The following is a 15532-nucleotide window of genomic DNA, read 5'->3' on the forward strand; positions in this document are numbered from 1 at the left end:
AAATTAGGATGATAACTGTTTCCATAATCGGTGTTGGACTAATCGGTGGATCGATCGCTTTGTGCCTCAAAGGGAAACCGGGAATCAAGGTGATCGGCTACTCCAATCGACCAGCTTCCGTTGAAAAGTACCTGCAACGTGGTGTCGTTGATGTAGGGACGACATCCGTGCAAGAAGCCGCGGAGGCCGCGGACTTTATATTCTTATGTGTACCGGTTGGAATGCTTCAAGATTATTTGAAACAAATCAGCAGCTTCAATCTTAAAAAGGGCTGTATTGTAACTGATGTAGGCAGCACCAAGTCCTCGGTGGCTTCGTATGCCGAATCGCTGCACTTAACAGATGCGGTGTTTATTGGCGGACACCCAATGGCAGGATCGGAACGCACTGGAGTAGAAGCTGCTTCATACCATCTGCTTGAGAATGCGTTCTACGTGTTAACGCCAAGCGAGTCGACACCTCCTGAAGCTGTCGATCGATTGACGGAACTTTTGACTCATACTAGAGCAAACATTGTGAAGGTAGACGCAGATTCCCATGATGATATCGTGGGCGCTATCAGTCATCTCCCGCATATGATCGCTGTTGCGTTAGTGAATCAGGTTCGCAGCTACAACGAACGTAATGGATTATACGAATCGCTGGCTGCAGGCGGCTTCCGCGATATTACACGAATTGCCTCAGGAGATCCGGCATTATGGCGTGATATTCTTCTGGATAATAGACATGTGCTGCTTAAACTTCTACGCGACTGGAATCAGGGAATGGAAGGATTTGCACGTATGTTAGAGGAACAGAATGGTGCAGAGATCGAGCAATCGTTTCGCGATGCGGGGCAATTCCGCAGTCGCATGCCGGAGCGTCGTAAAGGGATGATTCACTCCGTATACGATTGTTATGTAGACGTGCCCGATCATCCTGGCATCATCGGCAAAATCGCAACAGAGTTAGGCAATAATCGAATTAATTTGAGCAATCTGCAAATTATCGAGAGCAGGGAAGATGTGCCAGGTGTTATGCGACTATCCTTCCGCACGCAAGACGATTTGGATCAAGCCATCGTATTACTTGATGGGACAGGTTATGCTGTGCACCAATAAGTATGATTAACGATAAACTCTTTGATCGGCAGTTTCAGTGCTGCTGTTCAAAGAGTTTTTTGGTTATCGAAGCTGCCAGAGGAGAGAAAACGCTTTCTAAATATAAATTCAAAATATGAAAACGCTTATTGACAAGATGGAAGCGTATACATATAATAAAAGTACAGTATGGTTTCTCTCCACTCCTATCCAATACTTTCAGTTCTCATATTGAGACTGGCCACTCCTCGGAGTGGTTTTTTTTTTCTGTGAAAGTCTATTTAGCACGTACTAACATGAGTGCGACGAAGCTTTTGACGAACGTAGCTCTTTCTTGAAAAAAGACAATAGGATGCCCGGGCTTTGAATTTTTCAAAGTCTTGAATAAAAATATTTCAGTTGGAAATAATGTTAGGCCCCTTTTGAACGCGGCTGTTTGCCACCTTCTATATAACCTTGTTTTTCTTGAATGATGTGATAGACAATGGTGAGTATTTTACGAGCTGTAGCGATGAGCGCTCTTTTCTTGCCGCGTCGTGATGCTAATCTCCAAAATGTTGTGGAGAGCATGGTATTTCGTGATTTGACGGCAGCCCATGTCGCTTCACAGAGCGTTGCTTTGACATGCGGATTACCTTTCATGGAGCGTGTACTTTTTTTTTACCAGCGCTTTCGTTATTTCCCGGAGCAACACCAGCCCAGGAAGCCAAATGGTCGGCAGTGGGGAATTGCTTCATATCTACGCCGATTTCAGCAATAAGACTTGCAGCTGTGTTGGCACTTACACCTGGTATGGTTTGAATAAGGGTGAATTCTTCTTGGTACGGTTCGAGATGGCTCGTAATCGCCACATCAAGCTCTGAAATTGACGCCTCCAAGTCGATAATTTGTTTCCAACAGTTCCGAATCAGCATGATCTGATGCTCGGTCAATGTTCCGAACAAGGATTCAGCCAAACGAGGAAGTTTCGGCTTCACCGACCGGTGGATGCGATGTTCGATGTCATCAGGATCAATGTAGCCTTGCTCCACGAGACGTGCAAGCAGATTCCGTCCCGATACGCCAAACACATCTGAAATGACCGTTCCCAGCTTAATGTTAGAAGATTCAAGAAGCTTTTGTATCCGATTTTTTTCAGCGGTTAAGCTTCCAATTCGTTTCTTGCGAAGACGTGTTAATTCCCGGAGTTCGCGTAAATCCGAAGAAGGAACAAAACTTTTTTCAATTAAGCCAACGCGTAAGAGTTTGGCGATCCATTCCGCATCGGAGACATCCGTTTTACGTCCAGGCACATTTTTGATGCGTTGTGCATTTGCCAACGTAATATCAAAGTAACCTTCAAGGATGTTGTACACGGGACGCCAGTAAATACCGGTGCTCTCCATCGCAATGTGGGTCACTTCTTTCGATTCAAGCCATGTCATGAGCTCGAATAAATTTCGAGTCATCGTCGGAAACGTTCGAGTCACGACTTCAGGCGCCTCAGCAGCGTCACCGGTCATCACGCAGACGACAATGGATTCTTGGTGAACGTCCATTCCAGCACAACGAGCAATTAATGTTTCCATGCAAATACCTCCCAATTAGAAATGGTGCGATTGGTGGATTCGTCTGGAAATCTCCATTTTTCTGTACGCAGTCATCCAGCAGACATCGCCGGAGCTAGCAACGGGTTGTGCACAGAACGGATCCTCACAGTTTTGTTTACAGGGTCGAACCACCAAAAAAAACTTCGTATTTCTGTCCAATCGCAGTATTATCCAGTATGGGAGCGCGCCTTAAACACTAAACCCCACTTTCATGTACGGGTTGCGGGCGAAAGACCATGGAAGTTTTGTTTGAAATAGTGATCAATTGTGTACGTGATCATTACAAACGGATGTATAAGTAGGACATGGATAATTTGGGAACGCATGGTTTTTTATCCTAATGTCGAAAGAAGCAGGAATTTGCTTGTAGAACTCGAATACGTTATAAACCGAGTTATTCGGATTTTATACCATGACGACCGCAACTTTTTGTTCTCGGATCGGTACAATATGATGAGACGGTCCGGGGATGACTTGCAGGTGGAGGAGGTTCGCCTGTCATGACTGATTCCCAGCTTATACGTGAGATAAAGGATGGCAATGTCGAGCTGTATTCCGAGCTAATGGGGCGGTACCAGCGCAAAATCATGGCCTTTATCTTTCATATGCTGAAGAGTTCGAAGCTGGAGTTACTTGCCGAAGATTTATGTTCGGAGACATTCTATAAAGCTTATAGGAGCTTACATTCCTTCAGGGAGATGGATGCATCCTTTTCAACATGGTTATATACGATCGCCCGCAATACAGTACTAAGTGAGCTGCGCAAAGGGAAAGCGAACAATGTATCTTTGGACGAAGCTGGATTTGAACCGCTTGCATCCCTTGACTCGGCTCCAGAGCATCAGCTGTTGCGCAACGAACGTATGGCTATGGTGAGAGATGCGATTAATAATCTGCCTGAGAAACAACGCTCCGCGCTCATTCTGCGAGAATACGACCAACTCGATTACCAAGAAATCGCAAACATATTGGGGCAATCGGTCAGCTCCGTCAAGTCGCTACTTTTTCGCGCTAGAGCTAGCGTGAAGGCGCAGCTCGAGCCATATTTCGGAGGAGTTTCGGCGATGGAGTCATTCGAGGGGATGAATATGAGATGAGATGTGCGGAAGTTCAGGACAAATTCGCTATGTATTGGGATATGTCGGAGGACGATCAGGATAGAATAGAGATGGAGGCGCATCTCCTTGATTGTCAGGAGTGCGCGGATCTGTTCGGCGTATGGGAAGAGAGCGAACTCATGATTCGTGAATTTTCGGAGGAGCCGTTGCCAATCGGACCTTCAGATCATGTCACGCGCAACGTAATGGATCGGATTTATGCCGAGCAATCCTGGTTTATGCCCGTGCCAAGCAAAAGCTATCAGTTTTCCAAGTCGTTCCGACGCAATATTGCCATTGTGGTCGCAGCATGTATGGCGATGTTTGCTTGTGCGTTTTTTGTTTTTGTATTCGATTATCGGGAAACACCGTCCCAAGCAGAAATGCAAGCCATGACAGGATTAATCGAAACGGTTAATGTTACAGGGGATAATGCATTCCGTGCAGCGGGATTATACGCGGAGGTTCCGGTCGCAAGCATTAGTGATCCCTTCGTCCTTCAGGTCGTGCCAACGTTCCCCCAATATTACGTAGCGTTATCGCTTCTCGGTCTCATTATGGCGCTGCTTATCCTGAACTGGTTGTCTAGAACAAGGCATTAATGAGAGGTTATTGAAGGAGTGAATGATGTTGTTGATCGGATTGGTTCGGCACGGAGAGACGGATTGGAATGCGGGTGGTATCCTGCAGGGACAGACAGATATTCCGCTTAATGAAAAGGGGCTGCAACAGGCTGCAGCACTTGCAGAACGATTGGTATCGGAAGAAAAAATATGGGATGCAGTGTTATCAAGCGATTTATCTCGTGCGAGAACGACAGCTGAAGTCATTGCCAATCGACTGAACATTCCTTTGCTTGATGCGGATGTTCGACTTCGCGAACGGTTTTTCGGTCAGATTGAAGGGACGACGGTTGAACAGCGGGAAGTCAAGTGGGGCAAGGATTGGCGGAAGCTGGATCTCGGTGCGGAGCGAGACGAAGACATGCGGGCAAGAGGAATGCTCGTGATGAATGAACTTGCAGCAGCACAAGACGGCCGCAACATACTGATCGTTTCCCATGGCAGCTTTATTGCGCAATTGCTCCAAGAGATGTGTGTGACCATTGACGATCAACGGTTAGGAAACTTATCCTATAATATCCTTGCTCTAAAAGAAGGTCAGTGGGAGACGATCCTCCATAATTGCACAAAACATTTGGATATCGTATGTCAATAATAGGGAAACAAAATGACCGCTGGGTTGTCTACGACAATCGCAGCGTTTTTTTTATTTGCTGCCTTTCAGAGATGCAATAACGTCTGAGAGTGGTTGAGGTATTAAAATTCGGAATTGTCCAATAATGGTAATAAGAATGTTCGTCGGGATTGAGCGTGTGTCCGGGCGAAGAGAGGAGTAAGCCATGAACTTATCGGACATGCTCGGATACGCCGACATCGGGCAGCTTAGCCGCATCGCAAATGTTTACCGCTGCGAATGCAACGGCAATTCCAAAAACGAGTTGATACAATCGATTCTCGCAACCGTAAGTCGGCATGACGTATTCGATGAACAAATCAGTGTCATGAAACTAGAGGAAATTCGATTCCTGAATTCGCTGCTTTTCGAGACGAGGGAATCCTACAGCCTTGAGGACTTGATCGCGCGTGTACAGCAATCCCGATTCGGCATCGATGGTCCCCCTGCCGAAGAAGCAGCAGGAACAAAATCAAAGCGCAGCAAGAAAAAACAAATACCTACTCCTCCGCCAAGTCCAAGAGATGTCATTGCACGATTTAAGCATCAAGGCTGGTTGTTCAATGGATTTAGCGGACCCAATCGATATTTGTTTCAAGTGCCGCGCGATCTTAAGACCCGTTTTCGTGATACGCTGAAGCGAAGGTTCGCTCAAGAATTGATGTATACCGATGATCCCTCTATCTATAGAGACGAGCAGGATTTGATGAAGGATGATGTTAAAAATCTGTTGCATTTTGTGTACCATAACGAAATTCAACTTAGTGCTGACGGGTCCATGTATAAACGTTCTTTGCAGCAGCTGTTGGAACGAATGAGTGTGCAGGAGGAGATGCCGGGCAAGGGCTCATGGCGTTTCGGTTACGGCAGGCACTTTAATGTCTATCCGGATCGTTTCTCCTTCCTTTATGACTTCTGCTGCAATACAGGTTATATTAGCGAAACTCAGACTTTCTTGGCCCTAACGGATAAAGGCGTTGAACGTCTGAAAGCATCACCGCCGCAAGAGCTGGAAGCGATGTTTGCATATTGGCTGAAGTTGTACAAAGGACCTGTGGTTAACCTTCTATCGCTCGTACACTGGCTGCATGCTTTGGCAGAGGATTGGGTGACGACGGCATCACTGAAGCAGGTGCTGTACCCGTTCGTGAAACCTTACTATTACGATGAAGCGGACGCCATATTGGAAACACGGATTATGACAATGATGATTCACCTGGGATTGCTTCGGATAGGCGAACATTCCGAGCACGGACCGGTCGTTAGAATGACTAAGGCTGGCCTAGCTATCGTATCAGGCAATGGACTTGCCAGGTAACATTGACTTTGAAGGTAGCGATTGGTAGAATCTCACCTACCATCAGGAGGGAGAGGATATGAAATGTTGTTGCCTTACAAAGGAATTATGCCAAGGCTCGGTCTTGAAAGTTACGTGGCAGAAGGCGCCAAAATAATCGGTGATGTATCGATTGGAGCATCATCGACCGTATGGTTCAACGCAGTCTTACGCGGTGATTTGGCACCGATCTTGATCGGTAACCGCTGTAATGTACAGGATAATGTGGTCGGGCATGTGAATACGGATCAGCCGCTAATCATTGAAGATGAAGTGTCTATTGGTCACAGCGCCATCGTTCATGGATGCAAGCTAGGCAAGGGCACATTAATCGGAATGGGGGCCATCGTACTTAACGGCGCCGACGTTGGTGAATATGCTTTAATAGGAGCCGGTTCGATTGTTACGGAGAACAAGATAATCCCACCCTATACGCTTTCTCTCGGGTCACCTGCCAAAGTCGTAAGAGAATTAACAGAAGACGATTTGCTGCGCATGAAAAGGACGATGGAGAGCTATGTGACGAAAGGAATCGAATATAGGATCTCGTAAGCGCCGGTGTGGAGGTGTATCCTATGGACAAAATGAAAGTTACGTATGAAGCCATGCTGGGGCTTGCTGCTGAACTTGTGCTTGATGAAGCAGTCCTTAAGTTTCAGACCGTACAATTAAACAATGCCATTGACAAAGCGCTTGCTGACGGGGATGAGGATACGTTTTATCGTCTGGTCAAGCAGATGAACAAGCTCAAATAATTAACAGAGAAGCTTCCAGTCTAGTTCGGCGATTTTCGCCACTAGCGCGTGGAGGCTTTCTTTTGTAGAATGGAAAGGTTAGCAATCATGAATTGATAGGAAACGGGGAGAATACTTTGAAATTCAGCGACATTGAGAAGGAACAGTGGGACGAGCTATCTCCTTATCTGGATACGTGTTTGCTGCCCATTACGGGGATGACGGGGTCAGAGAAGCCATATGAAGCAACGGAGCGGTTAGAGGCGCTCAGAGACATGCTGGATCTCGTCGAAATGCCATTTAAGGGGCGGGTGGTCACTTATCCTGCATGTCATTACGACTTGGGAGATGAATCTATGAATGGCTTGGCTGCCATAATCGAACGGTTAAAGGCATCCGGCTTCAAATATGTCATAGTGGCGGCAGCCAACAATAACCTGAATTTGACCGCATGTAATGCTGATCTCATCCTCAATCCAGAATCGAGCGGTGAGCGCCCAGATCCTTCGATTGTTGCACAGCAAGTCAAGGCGTTATGGAGCAGCGCATCACCTGCATAATACAAGCAGTTCTGTATAATATAATCGAATTTTGGGGAAAACAAATGCCATAGCAGGTCAAATGTGACAAATTGACAACAAATTATTGAACGCGATTTCCAGAATGACGCAAATATCGGGCCATATTCTTGACGCTCCCAAGCACCTAGGCTATTATAAGTAATGTCCTAGTTCGTCATGTGTTTTTGCCGTGCGGCAAGACGCGAGATATGGTTGGCAAAGGGGGGTTAGAACAGAAGATGAGTAATCATGAACAACACGAGACGTCGCATCGTCCGGTTCAGCGCAAAGAAATGTCCCGGCGTCAATTTTTGTCATATACGCTTGGCGGCACAACGGCCTTCATGATGGGTGGCGCGGTACTGCCGATGGTACGGTTTGCGGTGGATCCTCTTCTTAAGAAGAAGGGCGAAGGCACGTTCGTTAAAGTGGTTGAGGAGAGCAAGATTACTAACGAACCGCAAGAATTTAAATTCAAAATTCATCAGGTTGACGGATGGTACGAAAGCGAACCGGAGCTGGTTGCATGGATCTCCAAGAACGACAATGGAGAAGTCTTCGCACTTTCACCGATCTGTAAGCATCTAGGCTGTACAATTGCTTGGAATGCGAAAGGTCAGAACGAGTACGATTGTCCATGTCACGATGCGCGGTACACGAAGGACGGCAAGAACTTGGCAGTCGCCAATACGCCGCTCGACGAGTATGATGTCAATATTGAAGCAGGGTATATTTACCTTGGAGCGATTAAACCGAACAGCAGATTCTAAGGAGGGCGAATGACAGATGTTTAAGAATGTATACAACTGGATTGACGAACGTCTTGACATTACGCCGCTTTGGAGAGACGTGGCAGACCATGAAGTGCCGGAGCATGTCAATCCCGCACATCACTTCTCGGCCTTCGTTTATTGCTTCGGCGGTTTGACGTTCTTCATCACGGTAATTCAAATCCTGTCGGGTATGTTCCTGACCATGTACTACGTGCCGGATGTTATCAATGCTTATGCGAGCGTTGACTTCCTGCAGCACCAAGTCGCATTTGGACAAATTGTCCGTGGTATGCATCACTTCGGTGCGAGCTTGGTAATCGTAATGATGTTCCTACATACGCTTCGTGTATTCTTCACTGGCTCTTACAAGGCGCCGCGTGAGATGAACTGGGTAGTCGGAATGCTGATTTTCTTTATCATGTTGGGCCTGGGTTTCACAGGTTACCTGCTTCCTTGGGACAACAAAGCTTACTACGCAACTAAAGTAGGGGTTGAAATCGCGGCATCCGTTCCTTACATCGGATCGTATATCGCCGACTTCCTGTACGGCGGCGATATCGTAGGCGCGCAAACGTTGACTCGCTTCTTCGCGATTCACGTATTCTTCTTGCCAGGTGCGCTAATCGCCATGCTGGCTGCGCATTTCCTGATGATCCGGAAGCAAGGCATTTCAGGACCACTTTAAGCGAAGGGAGGGCTTACTTATGGCGCATGGTCATAAATCGAACGAGAAGGTCGTTTATGTCGGCGACTCAAGGGTCAAGAAGGGCAAAGGCATACAGACGCCTCCGGACTACACCTCGTTCCCAGGCAAGTCGGAAGCCTTCATACCGAACTTCCTGCTTAAGGAATGGATGGTCGGTTGTCTTGTGCTCGTCGCATTCTTGGTATGGACGATTGCAGAACCTGCTCCGCTCGGTTATCCCGCGGATCCAACCAATACCGCGTTTATCCCGATGCCGGACTGGTACTTCTTGTTCCTGTATCAATTTTTGAAATATCCATATGTATCCCAGGAGTATATCTTATTAGGTACATTGGGTATTCCTACTATTTTGTTCGGCGCATTGCTGCTGGCGCCATTCCTGGACACAGGCAAAGAACGCCGTTTCTATCGCCGTCCAATCGCATCGTCGCTGATGATGCTTACACTTGCGGCTTGCGTATATTTGACGGTTGTATCTTGGGATCACTACCAGCACATGCTCGAGAAGAACGGTCAGACGCCGGAGCATCACGTACGTGAAGAGAAGGCGCGCGAGGCTCATGAACGCGGTGAGCCAAGACCGAATCCGCTTAAGAAAGCGGCCGCTATTATTGAAGCAGACGACCCAGCTATGGAGATCGTACAAGCACAATGTATCGGCTGCCATGCCACAGATCTTAACGGCTCGGTAGGCCCTGCCTTGCTCGGTGTCGGTAACCGACTGAGCAAAGAGGAAATCGCAGAAACGATTACTAAAGGTCGTAATGCGATGCCGGCTTACGAAGGTAATTTATCTGCCGAAGAGATCGATACACTTGCAGTTTGGCTAACTAAGCAAACACAATAATAAACATAAGAAACCTGATCGGTAGTATACGGTCAGGTTTTTTTTGAAAGGAAAGACGAGATGCAACTTTCATTCTTCTGGAGCAAGAGCTTTTTGCTCAATCGTCCGTTCTTATGGTTATTGTTTATCGTCAATTTACTCGGAACAGTCTATGGTTATATCTGGTATGACAGCCAACTGCAATGGACGGTTATCAATAAGCCCGACTGGACGATTCCTTTTGTGCCGGACTCACCAACTGCCAGCTTATTTTTCACGATGGCGTTGTTATATTTGTTGTTCCCTATGCCCAAACCTTCGAGATTCGCTTATGGAGCCAGAGTCATTATTGAGGCGCTGGCCGTTGTCTGTTCCGTCAAATATGGTATATGGGCCGTCGCGATGATCGTAGCTGGCGCAGCTCAAGGCGATGAATTGAACTGGACGCATTATATGCTGATGGCATCTCACTTGGCAATGGCTGTCGAAGCGCTGCTTTATTACCGATTTATGAAAGCAGGTACAAAGGCTTTAGCGATAGCGTTAGCATGGTTGCTAATCAATGATACGGTCGATTACACACTTCATGTTAATCCATGGCTGCCAGATGAGCTTGAAGACGATCGAGAGGCCGTTAAGCAATTCACATACGGCTTATCAGTGGCAAGCTTCGTGATGGCCTGGTTGGTTGGGCGATTACGTTTGCGACAGAAGTAGAAGTAAATGGCATAAGCTTGGCCCATTCCTCATATGCTTTTTTATGGGGGGATGTCCGTGAAAACGCGAATTATAGTTCCATTTGTTATATGTGTCTTCATGACGATCGGATCGGTAAGCGTCGTTTGGGGCGGACCAGCACCGACAGCCAATTTGATGTTTCCATTCGCTGATCGACCATATGACATGTTATTTCGTATGGATGAAACAGCAGTAGCGTTATATGGTGCAGCAAACGAAAATAATCGACAATATGCTTACGCGCAAGTGCAGAAGCTTCAAAAGGGGTTAAAGAATGAGTTGCTTCTTTCCTACGGAGATGAGACAGGCTGGGAGAAGCTGAGCGAAGATCTTGTCGTTATTGAATCGGCGCTAATAAAGGGCATTTCTCATACAGAGTGGAGGGAACGCGCTGCACGGGTTAGGCTGGCGATTGATGCCGTAACAGCCGGCAGCGGTTCGTTATGGTATCAATATAGAAGACTGCTGCAAGATGATGTTCAGCTTGTTGGACAAGCGTTGAAGCGCAGTACGGATGATCGGGAGTCAGCGGCTAATGCCGCTCTAGCTTTAATGGCGACGATGTCGGCGCATGTCAATCGGATTGAGCCTTCAGCAGCGATGAATGGACAAGCGCTGCGTATGGACGAGCTCAAACAGCGTTTAGCTTATTCGGAAAAGTTAATCGCATTGATGAAAGATAATAATAGCGCTTCGGCAACAGAATTGCGTACTGCGCTTCAATCCCTTGAAGGGGCCTCTGTAGCCATTGATAACATCTTTCAGATGGATGCTAAAGATGATGTGGCGGCGTTGGCTGCTTTGACAGAAGCGCCTTCCATATATCCATTGCAGTGGTCGTTTTTTATCGGAACTCTCATATCAGCTGTACTCACGTTTGTTGGTTGGCGCAAATATAAGCAGAAGCCTTATGGCGTCAAATCAATCAAATAACTTATTCTTCTTTGAAGCCTTCACCAAGCACGTCATGGACATCTGCGATTACGATAAACGCTCTGGGATCGATATTGCGAACGATTGTTTTGAGACGGCGAGTTTCGAACCGTCCGACGACGCAATAGACGATCTCTTTGTTTTGTCCGGAGAATGCGCCCTTCGCAGGCATTAATGTGACACCTCGCTCCAGCTCGATCGTTATTTGTTTTGCAATCACGGCACTATGATCCGAGAAGATGGAGAACGCCTTTGCTGAATAAGCACCATCTTGAATAAAGTCGATGATTTTGGATGCGATAAACACGACGACGAGCGTGTATAGAACCTTCTCTAACGATATGTACAGCATCGATATCCCAATAATAATCGCATCGAACATGAGAATGATCTGACCCATGCTGAGTCCGCGTCTGGATAAGATTCTGGCGATGATGTCGATTCCGCCGGTCGTGCCGCCGAATCGGAATACGATACCGAGACCAGTACCAAGCGTCGCTCCAGCGTATAACGCGATCAGCATGCTATCGTTCGTGCTCTGGAAAGGTACGATCCAACCCTGTTTGGTCATGGTTTCGAATAAAGCAAGAAACAGTGACAGAGAAACAGTGCCGATTATGGTGTAGAGCATCTGAGTCTTGCCGAGTGCCCTCCAGCCAAGAAGGAACAGCGGAATGTTAAGAAGGAGTGTCGTAATCGATAGCGGCCAACCGGCAGCATAATTAAGCAGGACGCCGATACCTGTGACGCCGCCTTCCATCAACGAATTCGGTAGCAGGAAATATTGCAGGCCAAACGCGTAAACAGCCGTACCAAGGAGGATAGGCAAGATTAGTCTGGCCTGTAGCAGGATGCGAGACATAAAAAGTAAAACTCCCTTCAAATTTTCGAAACAGATAGGTATAGTATGGCTTAGAAGACCGCTTCAAAAAACATTGATTTTGCACAGAATAATACGGTAACATAGAAGAGAATAGCGAATATTGGGAAGGAAGCGCGAGATATGACTCAGAAATCATTGTCGGATATCCAGCGAGAGGTAGACGATTACATCTCACAATTCAAAGAAGGTTACTTTAGTCCTCTTGCACTGATGGCACGAATGTCCGAAGAAGTAGGAGAACTGGCTAGAGAAATTAACCATAAATACGGTGAAAAGCCAAAAAAGGCAGATGAAGCTGATAACAGCATCGAGATGGAGCTTGGAGACATTCTGTTCATCTTATCATGTTTCGCCAATTCACTCGACATCGACCTCACGGAAGCTCATAATAAAGTCATGAATAAGTTTAATACTCGCGATGCGAATCGTTGGACTAAGAAATAGATTCGAACCGTATGCAAGCTCCTTACATATGCTGTACCATCGATCCTGTACAAGGAGGATGGAACATGGACGGGGAAAGCTGCATCCGCAAGGCTTACGATGACATTCTGCGAGGCGACTTCGAAGGCGCGATTCATTGGTTCGAGCTGGCGATTGCCGCAGAGCCGGACAATGCGGGATATTATCACAAATGCGCTGTTTCTTGTGCCCGCAGCAACAAGTGGCATAAGGCGCGCCAATACGCTGATATCGCTGAAAAGTTGGATCCGGACAATGATGAATATAGATTTCATACACAGTTCGTGTATGCAAACCTGCTGTTAGAGGAAGCGAATGTGTTGCTTGCGGCATCCCCGCCGAAACTCCTTGAAGCGGGAGATAAGCTGATGCAGGTTGTGAAACTTGATCCATTGAATTTTGATGGATTCTATACGCTTGCAATGATCCGCTATACTGAAGGGGATATGGAACAAGCATTAACCTATATCCGAGATGCCTTGGTTCTGGATCCCCACCATCACACCGCTAAGCGGTTATTCGCTGATATTAAACGTAAGCTGAGAAGATCGACGAAAAAAATTCGTTCCAAACTTCATAGAGAGACAGGGGAAGGTGATTTGTAATGTCGACAAACATAATTAAAGTGGCTGTTGCCGGCGCAAGCGGTCGTATGGGTCGCGAAGTCGTGAAGATGGTATTGGAGGACGCAACTTTAGAGCTTGTTTCTGCGGTATCCCCTTCTTCGGGCCCGATTGACGCTGCAACCTTGGCTGGCAAACCGAACTGTGGAATCATCGTGAGTGCTTCCCTAGAAGAAGCGCTGGCTTCGACAAAAGCGGATGTTCTTGTAGATTTTTCTGTTCCTCAGGTCGCATACAGTCATACGAGAACAGCGATCGAATATGGGGTTCGTCCTATTATGGGGACAACAGGCTTTACCCCAGAGCAAATCGTAGAGCTGGACGAGCTGTGCAAAGCGCGTGAAATTGGCGGATTGATCGCACCAAACTTCTCGATTGGCGCCATTCTGATGATGAAATTTGCAGCGGAAGCATCCAAATATTTGCCGAATGTAGAAATCATCGAATACCATGGCGAACAGAAGCTTGACGCTCCGTCCGGTACGTCGATTAAAACGGCTGAGCTGATCTCGCAAGTACGCCAAGAGCTTCGTCAAGGTAATCCGAATGAGGAAGAAATTATCGAAGGCTCACGCGGCGGTTACTACAATGGCTTCCGTATACATAGCGTGAGATTGCCGGGAGTGTTTGCGCAGCAAGAAGTGATCTTCGGGGGATTCGGACAGTCGCTTAAGATCCGCCATGACTCCTACGATCGCGCTGGTTATATGCCTGGCGTCAACACAGCGGTTAAGAAGGTTATGCACTATTCCGGAATGGTTTATGGTTTCGAACATCTGATGGACTAATTGATTTTTCAGCACGAGAGGGGAACGTCATGCTTAACATTGCATTTATCGCACACGATCGCAAGAAGGATGAAATTGTAAATTTTGTTACAGCGTACGAACATGTTTTTGTTCCTCATAAGCTATATTCAACAGGCACAACAGGAACCCGTATCATGGAGCAAACGAAATTAAACATTCATCGTTTTATGTCGGGACCACTTGGCGGTGATCAGCAAATCGGTGCCATGGTCGCAGAGAACGAAATGGATCTGATTATATTCCTTAGAGATCCGCTTATGGCACAGCCGCATGAGCCGGATATTATCGCTTTGCTCCGTCTATGTGATGTGCAAGGTATTCCAGTTGCGACTAATATTGCGACAGCGGAGCTGCTTGTTAAAGCTGTAGAACGCGGGGACTTTGCGTGGAGAGAGCTTGTCCACAAATATAAGCCGGGAGTGGCCGAGTAATGAACGAAATCGATATGCTCATTTTCGGCGCACATGCCGATGATGCCGAGATTGGCATGAGCGGCACCATCGTGAAACATACGATGGCGGGACAACGAGTTGTCATATGCGATTTGACAGAAGCGGAGATGTCATCCAACGGCACCGTGGAGCTGCGTCGGCAAGAAGCCGATGCAGCGGCCGCGGTGCTTGGTCTATATGCCCGTACAAATCTTGGTCTGCCTGATCGAGGACTTGAGCTTTCCCGTGCGCATATCGAACGGGTTGTAGAAGAAATTCGGAAGTGGCGACCCAAATATGTGTTTGCCCCTTATTGGGTGGATCGGCATCCCGATCATGTACAAGCCAGCAAGCTGATTGAAGAAGCTGTGTTTAATGCCAAACTTCGCAATTATATGAAGCCGTTGCCGCCGGTCCAGGTGGAACAGCTTATCTATTATTATATTAATGATATGGAGAACGTGTCGCTTGTGATGGATGTGTCTTCCGTATACGAACAGAAGAGACAGGCTTTGAAGGCCTATCAATCGCAGTTCGGTTTGAGTGGTGGAGCGGATACGGTTGCTACGCCGCTTACGAGCGGTTATTTGGAACGGGTTGAAGCAAGGGATTCTTTGTTGGCCCAGGGCCGTGGCTGGAGCTATGCAGAAGGATTCGCCATTAAACGTCCGTTTGGTATAGCGGGATTTTAGGGTTATGAATACTAAGGGAAAACCT

19 protein-coding genes and 1 pseudogene are annotated in these 15532 nt (G+C 47.1%); 18 read left to right on the top strand and 2 right to left on the bottom strand.

Going from position 1 to position 15532, the window contains the following annotated elements; translation table 11 throughout:
* The first annotated feature begins 8 nt into the window (after nucleotides 1-8).
* Complete coding sequence (locus ACX1C1_RS18595; RefSeq protein ID WP_458953671.1) at nucleotides 9-1100, top strand: prephenate dehydrogenase; 1092 nt, start codon at nucleotides 9-11, stop codon at nucleotides 1098-1100.
* A gap of 390 nt (nucleotides 1101-1490) precedes the next feature.
* Here the strand turns inward: ACX1C1_RS18595 and ACX1C1_RS18600 are convergent.
* Nucleotides 1491-2647, bottom strand: a pseudogene (locus ACX1C1_RS18600) (IS110 family RNA-guided transposase).
* Between the two features lie 521 nt (nucleotides 2648-3168).
* Here ACX1C1_RS18600 and ACX1C1_RS18605 point away from each other — a divergent pair.
* The 12 genes from ACX1C1_RS18605 to ACX1C1_RS18660 all read left to right on the top strand — a co-directional run bounded on the left by ACX1C1_RS18605 (nucleotide 3169) and on the right by ACX1C1_RS18660 (nucleotide 11607).
* Complete coding sequence (locus ACX1C1_RS18605) at nucleotides 3169-3765, top strand: RNA polymerase sigma factor (RefSeq protein ID WP_458953672.1); 597 nt, start codon at nucleotides 3169-3171, stop codon at nucleotides 3763-3765.
* Nucleotides 3762-4367: an anti-sigma factor family protein gene (locus tag ACX1C1_RS18610; RefSeq protein ID WP_458953673.1), complete on the top strand. Its 606-nt coding sequence runs from the start codon at nucleotides 3762-3764 to the stop codon at nucleotides 4365-4367. The genes ACX1C1_RS18605 and ACX1C1_RS18610 overlap by 4 nt, the downstream gene beginning before the upstream one ends.
* Before the next feature lie 28 nt (nucleotides 4368-4395).
* Nucleotides 4396-4983: a histidine phosphatase family protein gene (locus ACX1C1_RS18615; protein ID WP_458957718.1), complete on the top strand. Its 588-nt coding sequence runs from the start codon at nucleotides 4396-4398 to the stop codon at nucleotides 4981-4983.
* Between the two features lie 184 nt (nucleotides 4984-5167).
* Entirely contained in the window at nucleotides 5168-6319 is a 1152-nt protein-coding gene (locus ACX1C1_RS18620; protein ID WP_458953674.1) for a hypothetical protein, read from the top strand.
* A gap of 63 nt (nucleotides 6320-6382) precedes the next feature.
* Nucleotides 6383-6889 (top strand): gamma carbonic anhydrase family protein, encoded by a 507-nt coding sequence (locus tag ACX1C1_RS18625; RefSeq protein ID WP_458953675.1) that lies wholly within the window; start codon nucleotides 6383-6385, stop codon nucleotides 6887-6889.
* A 23-nt stretch (nucleotides 6890-6912) separates the two neighbouring features.
* Entirely contained in the window at nucleotides 6913-7092 is a 180-nt protein-coding gene (locus ACX1C1_RS18630; RefSeq protein WP_458953676.1) for an IDEAL domain-containing protein, read from the top strand.
* Between the two features lie 116 nt (nucleotides 7093-7208).
* Nucleotides 7209-7631 (top strand): DUF2487 family protein, encoded by a 423-nt coding sequence (locus ACX1C1_RS18635; RefSeq protein WP_458953677.1) that lies wholly within the window; start codon nucleotides 7209-7211, stop codon nucleotides 7629-7631.
* Nucleotides 7632-7870: 239 nt separating this feature from the next.
* Nucleotides 7871-8401: a QcrA and Rieske domain-containing protein gene (locus ACX1C1_RS18640; protein ID WP_458953678.1), complete on the top strand. Its 531-nt coding sequence runs from the start codon at nucleotides 7871-7873 to the stop codon at nucleotides 8399-8401.
* 16 nt (nucleotides 8402-8417) lie between these two features.
* Nucleotides 8418-9089, top strand: a complete 672-nt coding sequence (gene qcrB, locus ACX1C1_RS18645) for a menaquinol-cytochrome c reductase cytochrome b subunit (RefSeq protein WP_458953679.1) — start codon at nucleotides 8418-8420, stop codon at nucleotides 9087-9089.
* Between the two features lie 19 nt (nucleotides 9090-9108).
* Complete coding sequence (locus ACX1C1_RS18650; protein WP_458953680.1) at nucleotides 9109-9957, top strand: menaquinol-cytochrome c reductase cytochrome b/c subunit; 849 nt, start codon at nucleotides 9109-9111, stop codon at nucleotides 9955-9957.
* 60 nt (nucleotides 9958-10017) lie between these two features.
* The gene (locus ACX1C1_RS18655; RefSeq protein ID WP_458953681.1) at nucleotides 10018-10653 is read left to right on the top strand and encodes a DUF1405 domain-containing protein; all 636 of its coding nucleotides are present in this window, start codon (nucleotides 10018-10020) and stop codon (nucleotides 10651-10653) included.
* 57 nt (nucleotides 10654-10710) lie between these two features.
* Entirely contained in the window at nucleotides 10711-11607 is an 897-nt protein-coding gene (locus tag ACX1C1_RS18660) for a sporulation protein YpjB (protein WP_458953682.1), read from the top strand.
* Between the two features lies 1 nt (nucleotide 11608).
* Here ACX1C1_RS18660 and ACX1C1_RS18665 read toward each other — a convergent pair whose 3' ends face one another.
* The gene (locus ACX1C1_RS18665; RefSeq protein ID WP_458953683.1) at nucleotides 11609-12469 is read right to left on the bottom strand and encodes a YitT family protein; all 861 of its coding nucleotides are present in this window, start codon (nucleotides 12467-12469) and stop codon (nucleotides 11609-11611) included.
* Between the two features lie 141 nt (nucleotides 12470-12610).
* Between ACX1C1_RS18665 and ACX1C1_RS18670 the strand changes: the two genes are divergently transcribed.
* The 5 genes from ACX1C1_RS18670 to bshB1 all read left to right on the top strand — a co-directional run bounded on the left by ACX1C1_RS18670 (nucleotide 12611) and on the right by bshB1 (nucleotide 15507).
* Entirely contained in the window at nucleotides 12611-12934 is a 324-nt protein-coding gene (locus ACX1C1_RS18670; RefSeq protein ID WP_458953684.1) for a nucleotide pyrophosphohydrolase, read from the top strand.
* A gap of 65 nt (nucleotides 12935-12999) precedes the next feature.
* Nucleotides 13000-13557 (top strand): tetratricopeptide repeat protein, encoded by a 558-nt coding sequence (locus tag ACX1C1_RS18675; RefSeq protein ID WP_458953685.1) that lies wholly within the window; start codon nucleotides 13000-13002, stop codon nucleotides 13555-13557.
* Nucleotides 13557-14363, top strand: coding sequence for a 4-hydroxy-tetrahydrodipicolinate reductase (gene dapB / locus ACX1C1_RS18680; RefSeq protein ID WP_458953686.1), 807 nt, complete (start codon nucleotides 13557-13559; stop codon nucleotides 14361-14363). Before ACX1C1_RS18675 ends, dapB begins: the two co-directional genes overlap by 1 nt.
* A 29-nt stretch (nucleotides 14364-14392) precedes the next feature.
* The gene (locus ACX1C1_RS18685) at nucleotides 14393-14815 is read left to right on the top strand and encodes a methylglyoxal synthase (RefSeq protein ID WP_458953687.1); all 423 of its coding nucleotides are present in this window, start codon (nucleotides 14393-14395) and stop codon (nucleotides 14813-14815) included.
* Entirely contained in the window at nucleotides 14815-15507 is a 693-nt protein-coding gene (bshB1, locus tag ACX1C1_RS18690; RefSeq protein WP_458953688.1) for a bacillithiol biosynthesis deacetylase BshB1, read from the top strand. Before ACX1C1_RS18685 ends, bshB1 begins: the two co-directional genes overlap by 1 nt.
* Nucleotides 15508-15532: the final 25 nt, after the last annotated feature.

The sequence above is a fragment of the Paenibacillus sp. strain BS8-2 genome, assembly GCF_054483835.1.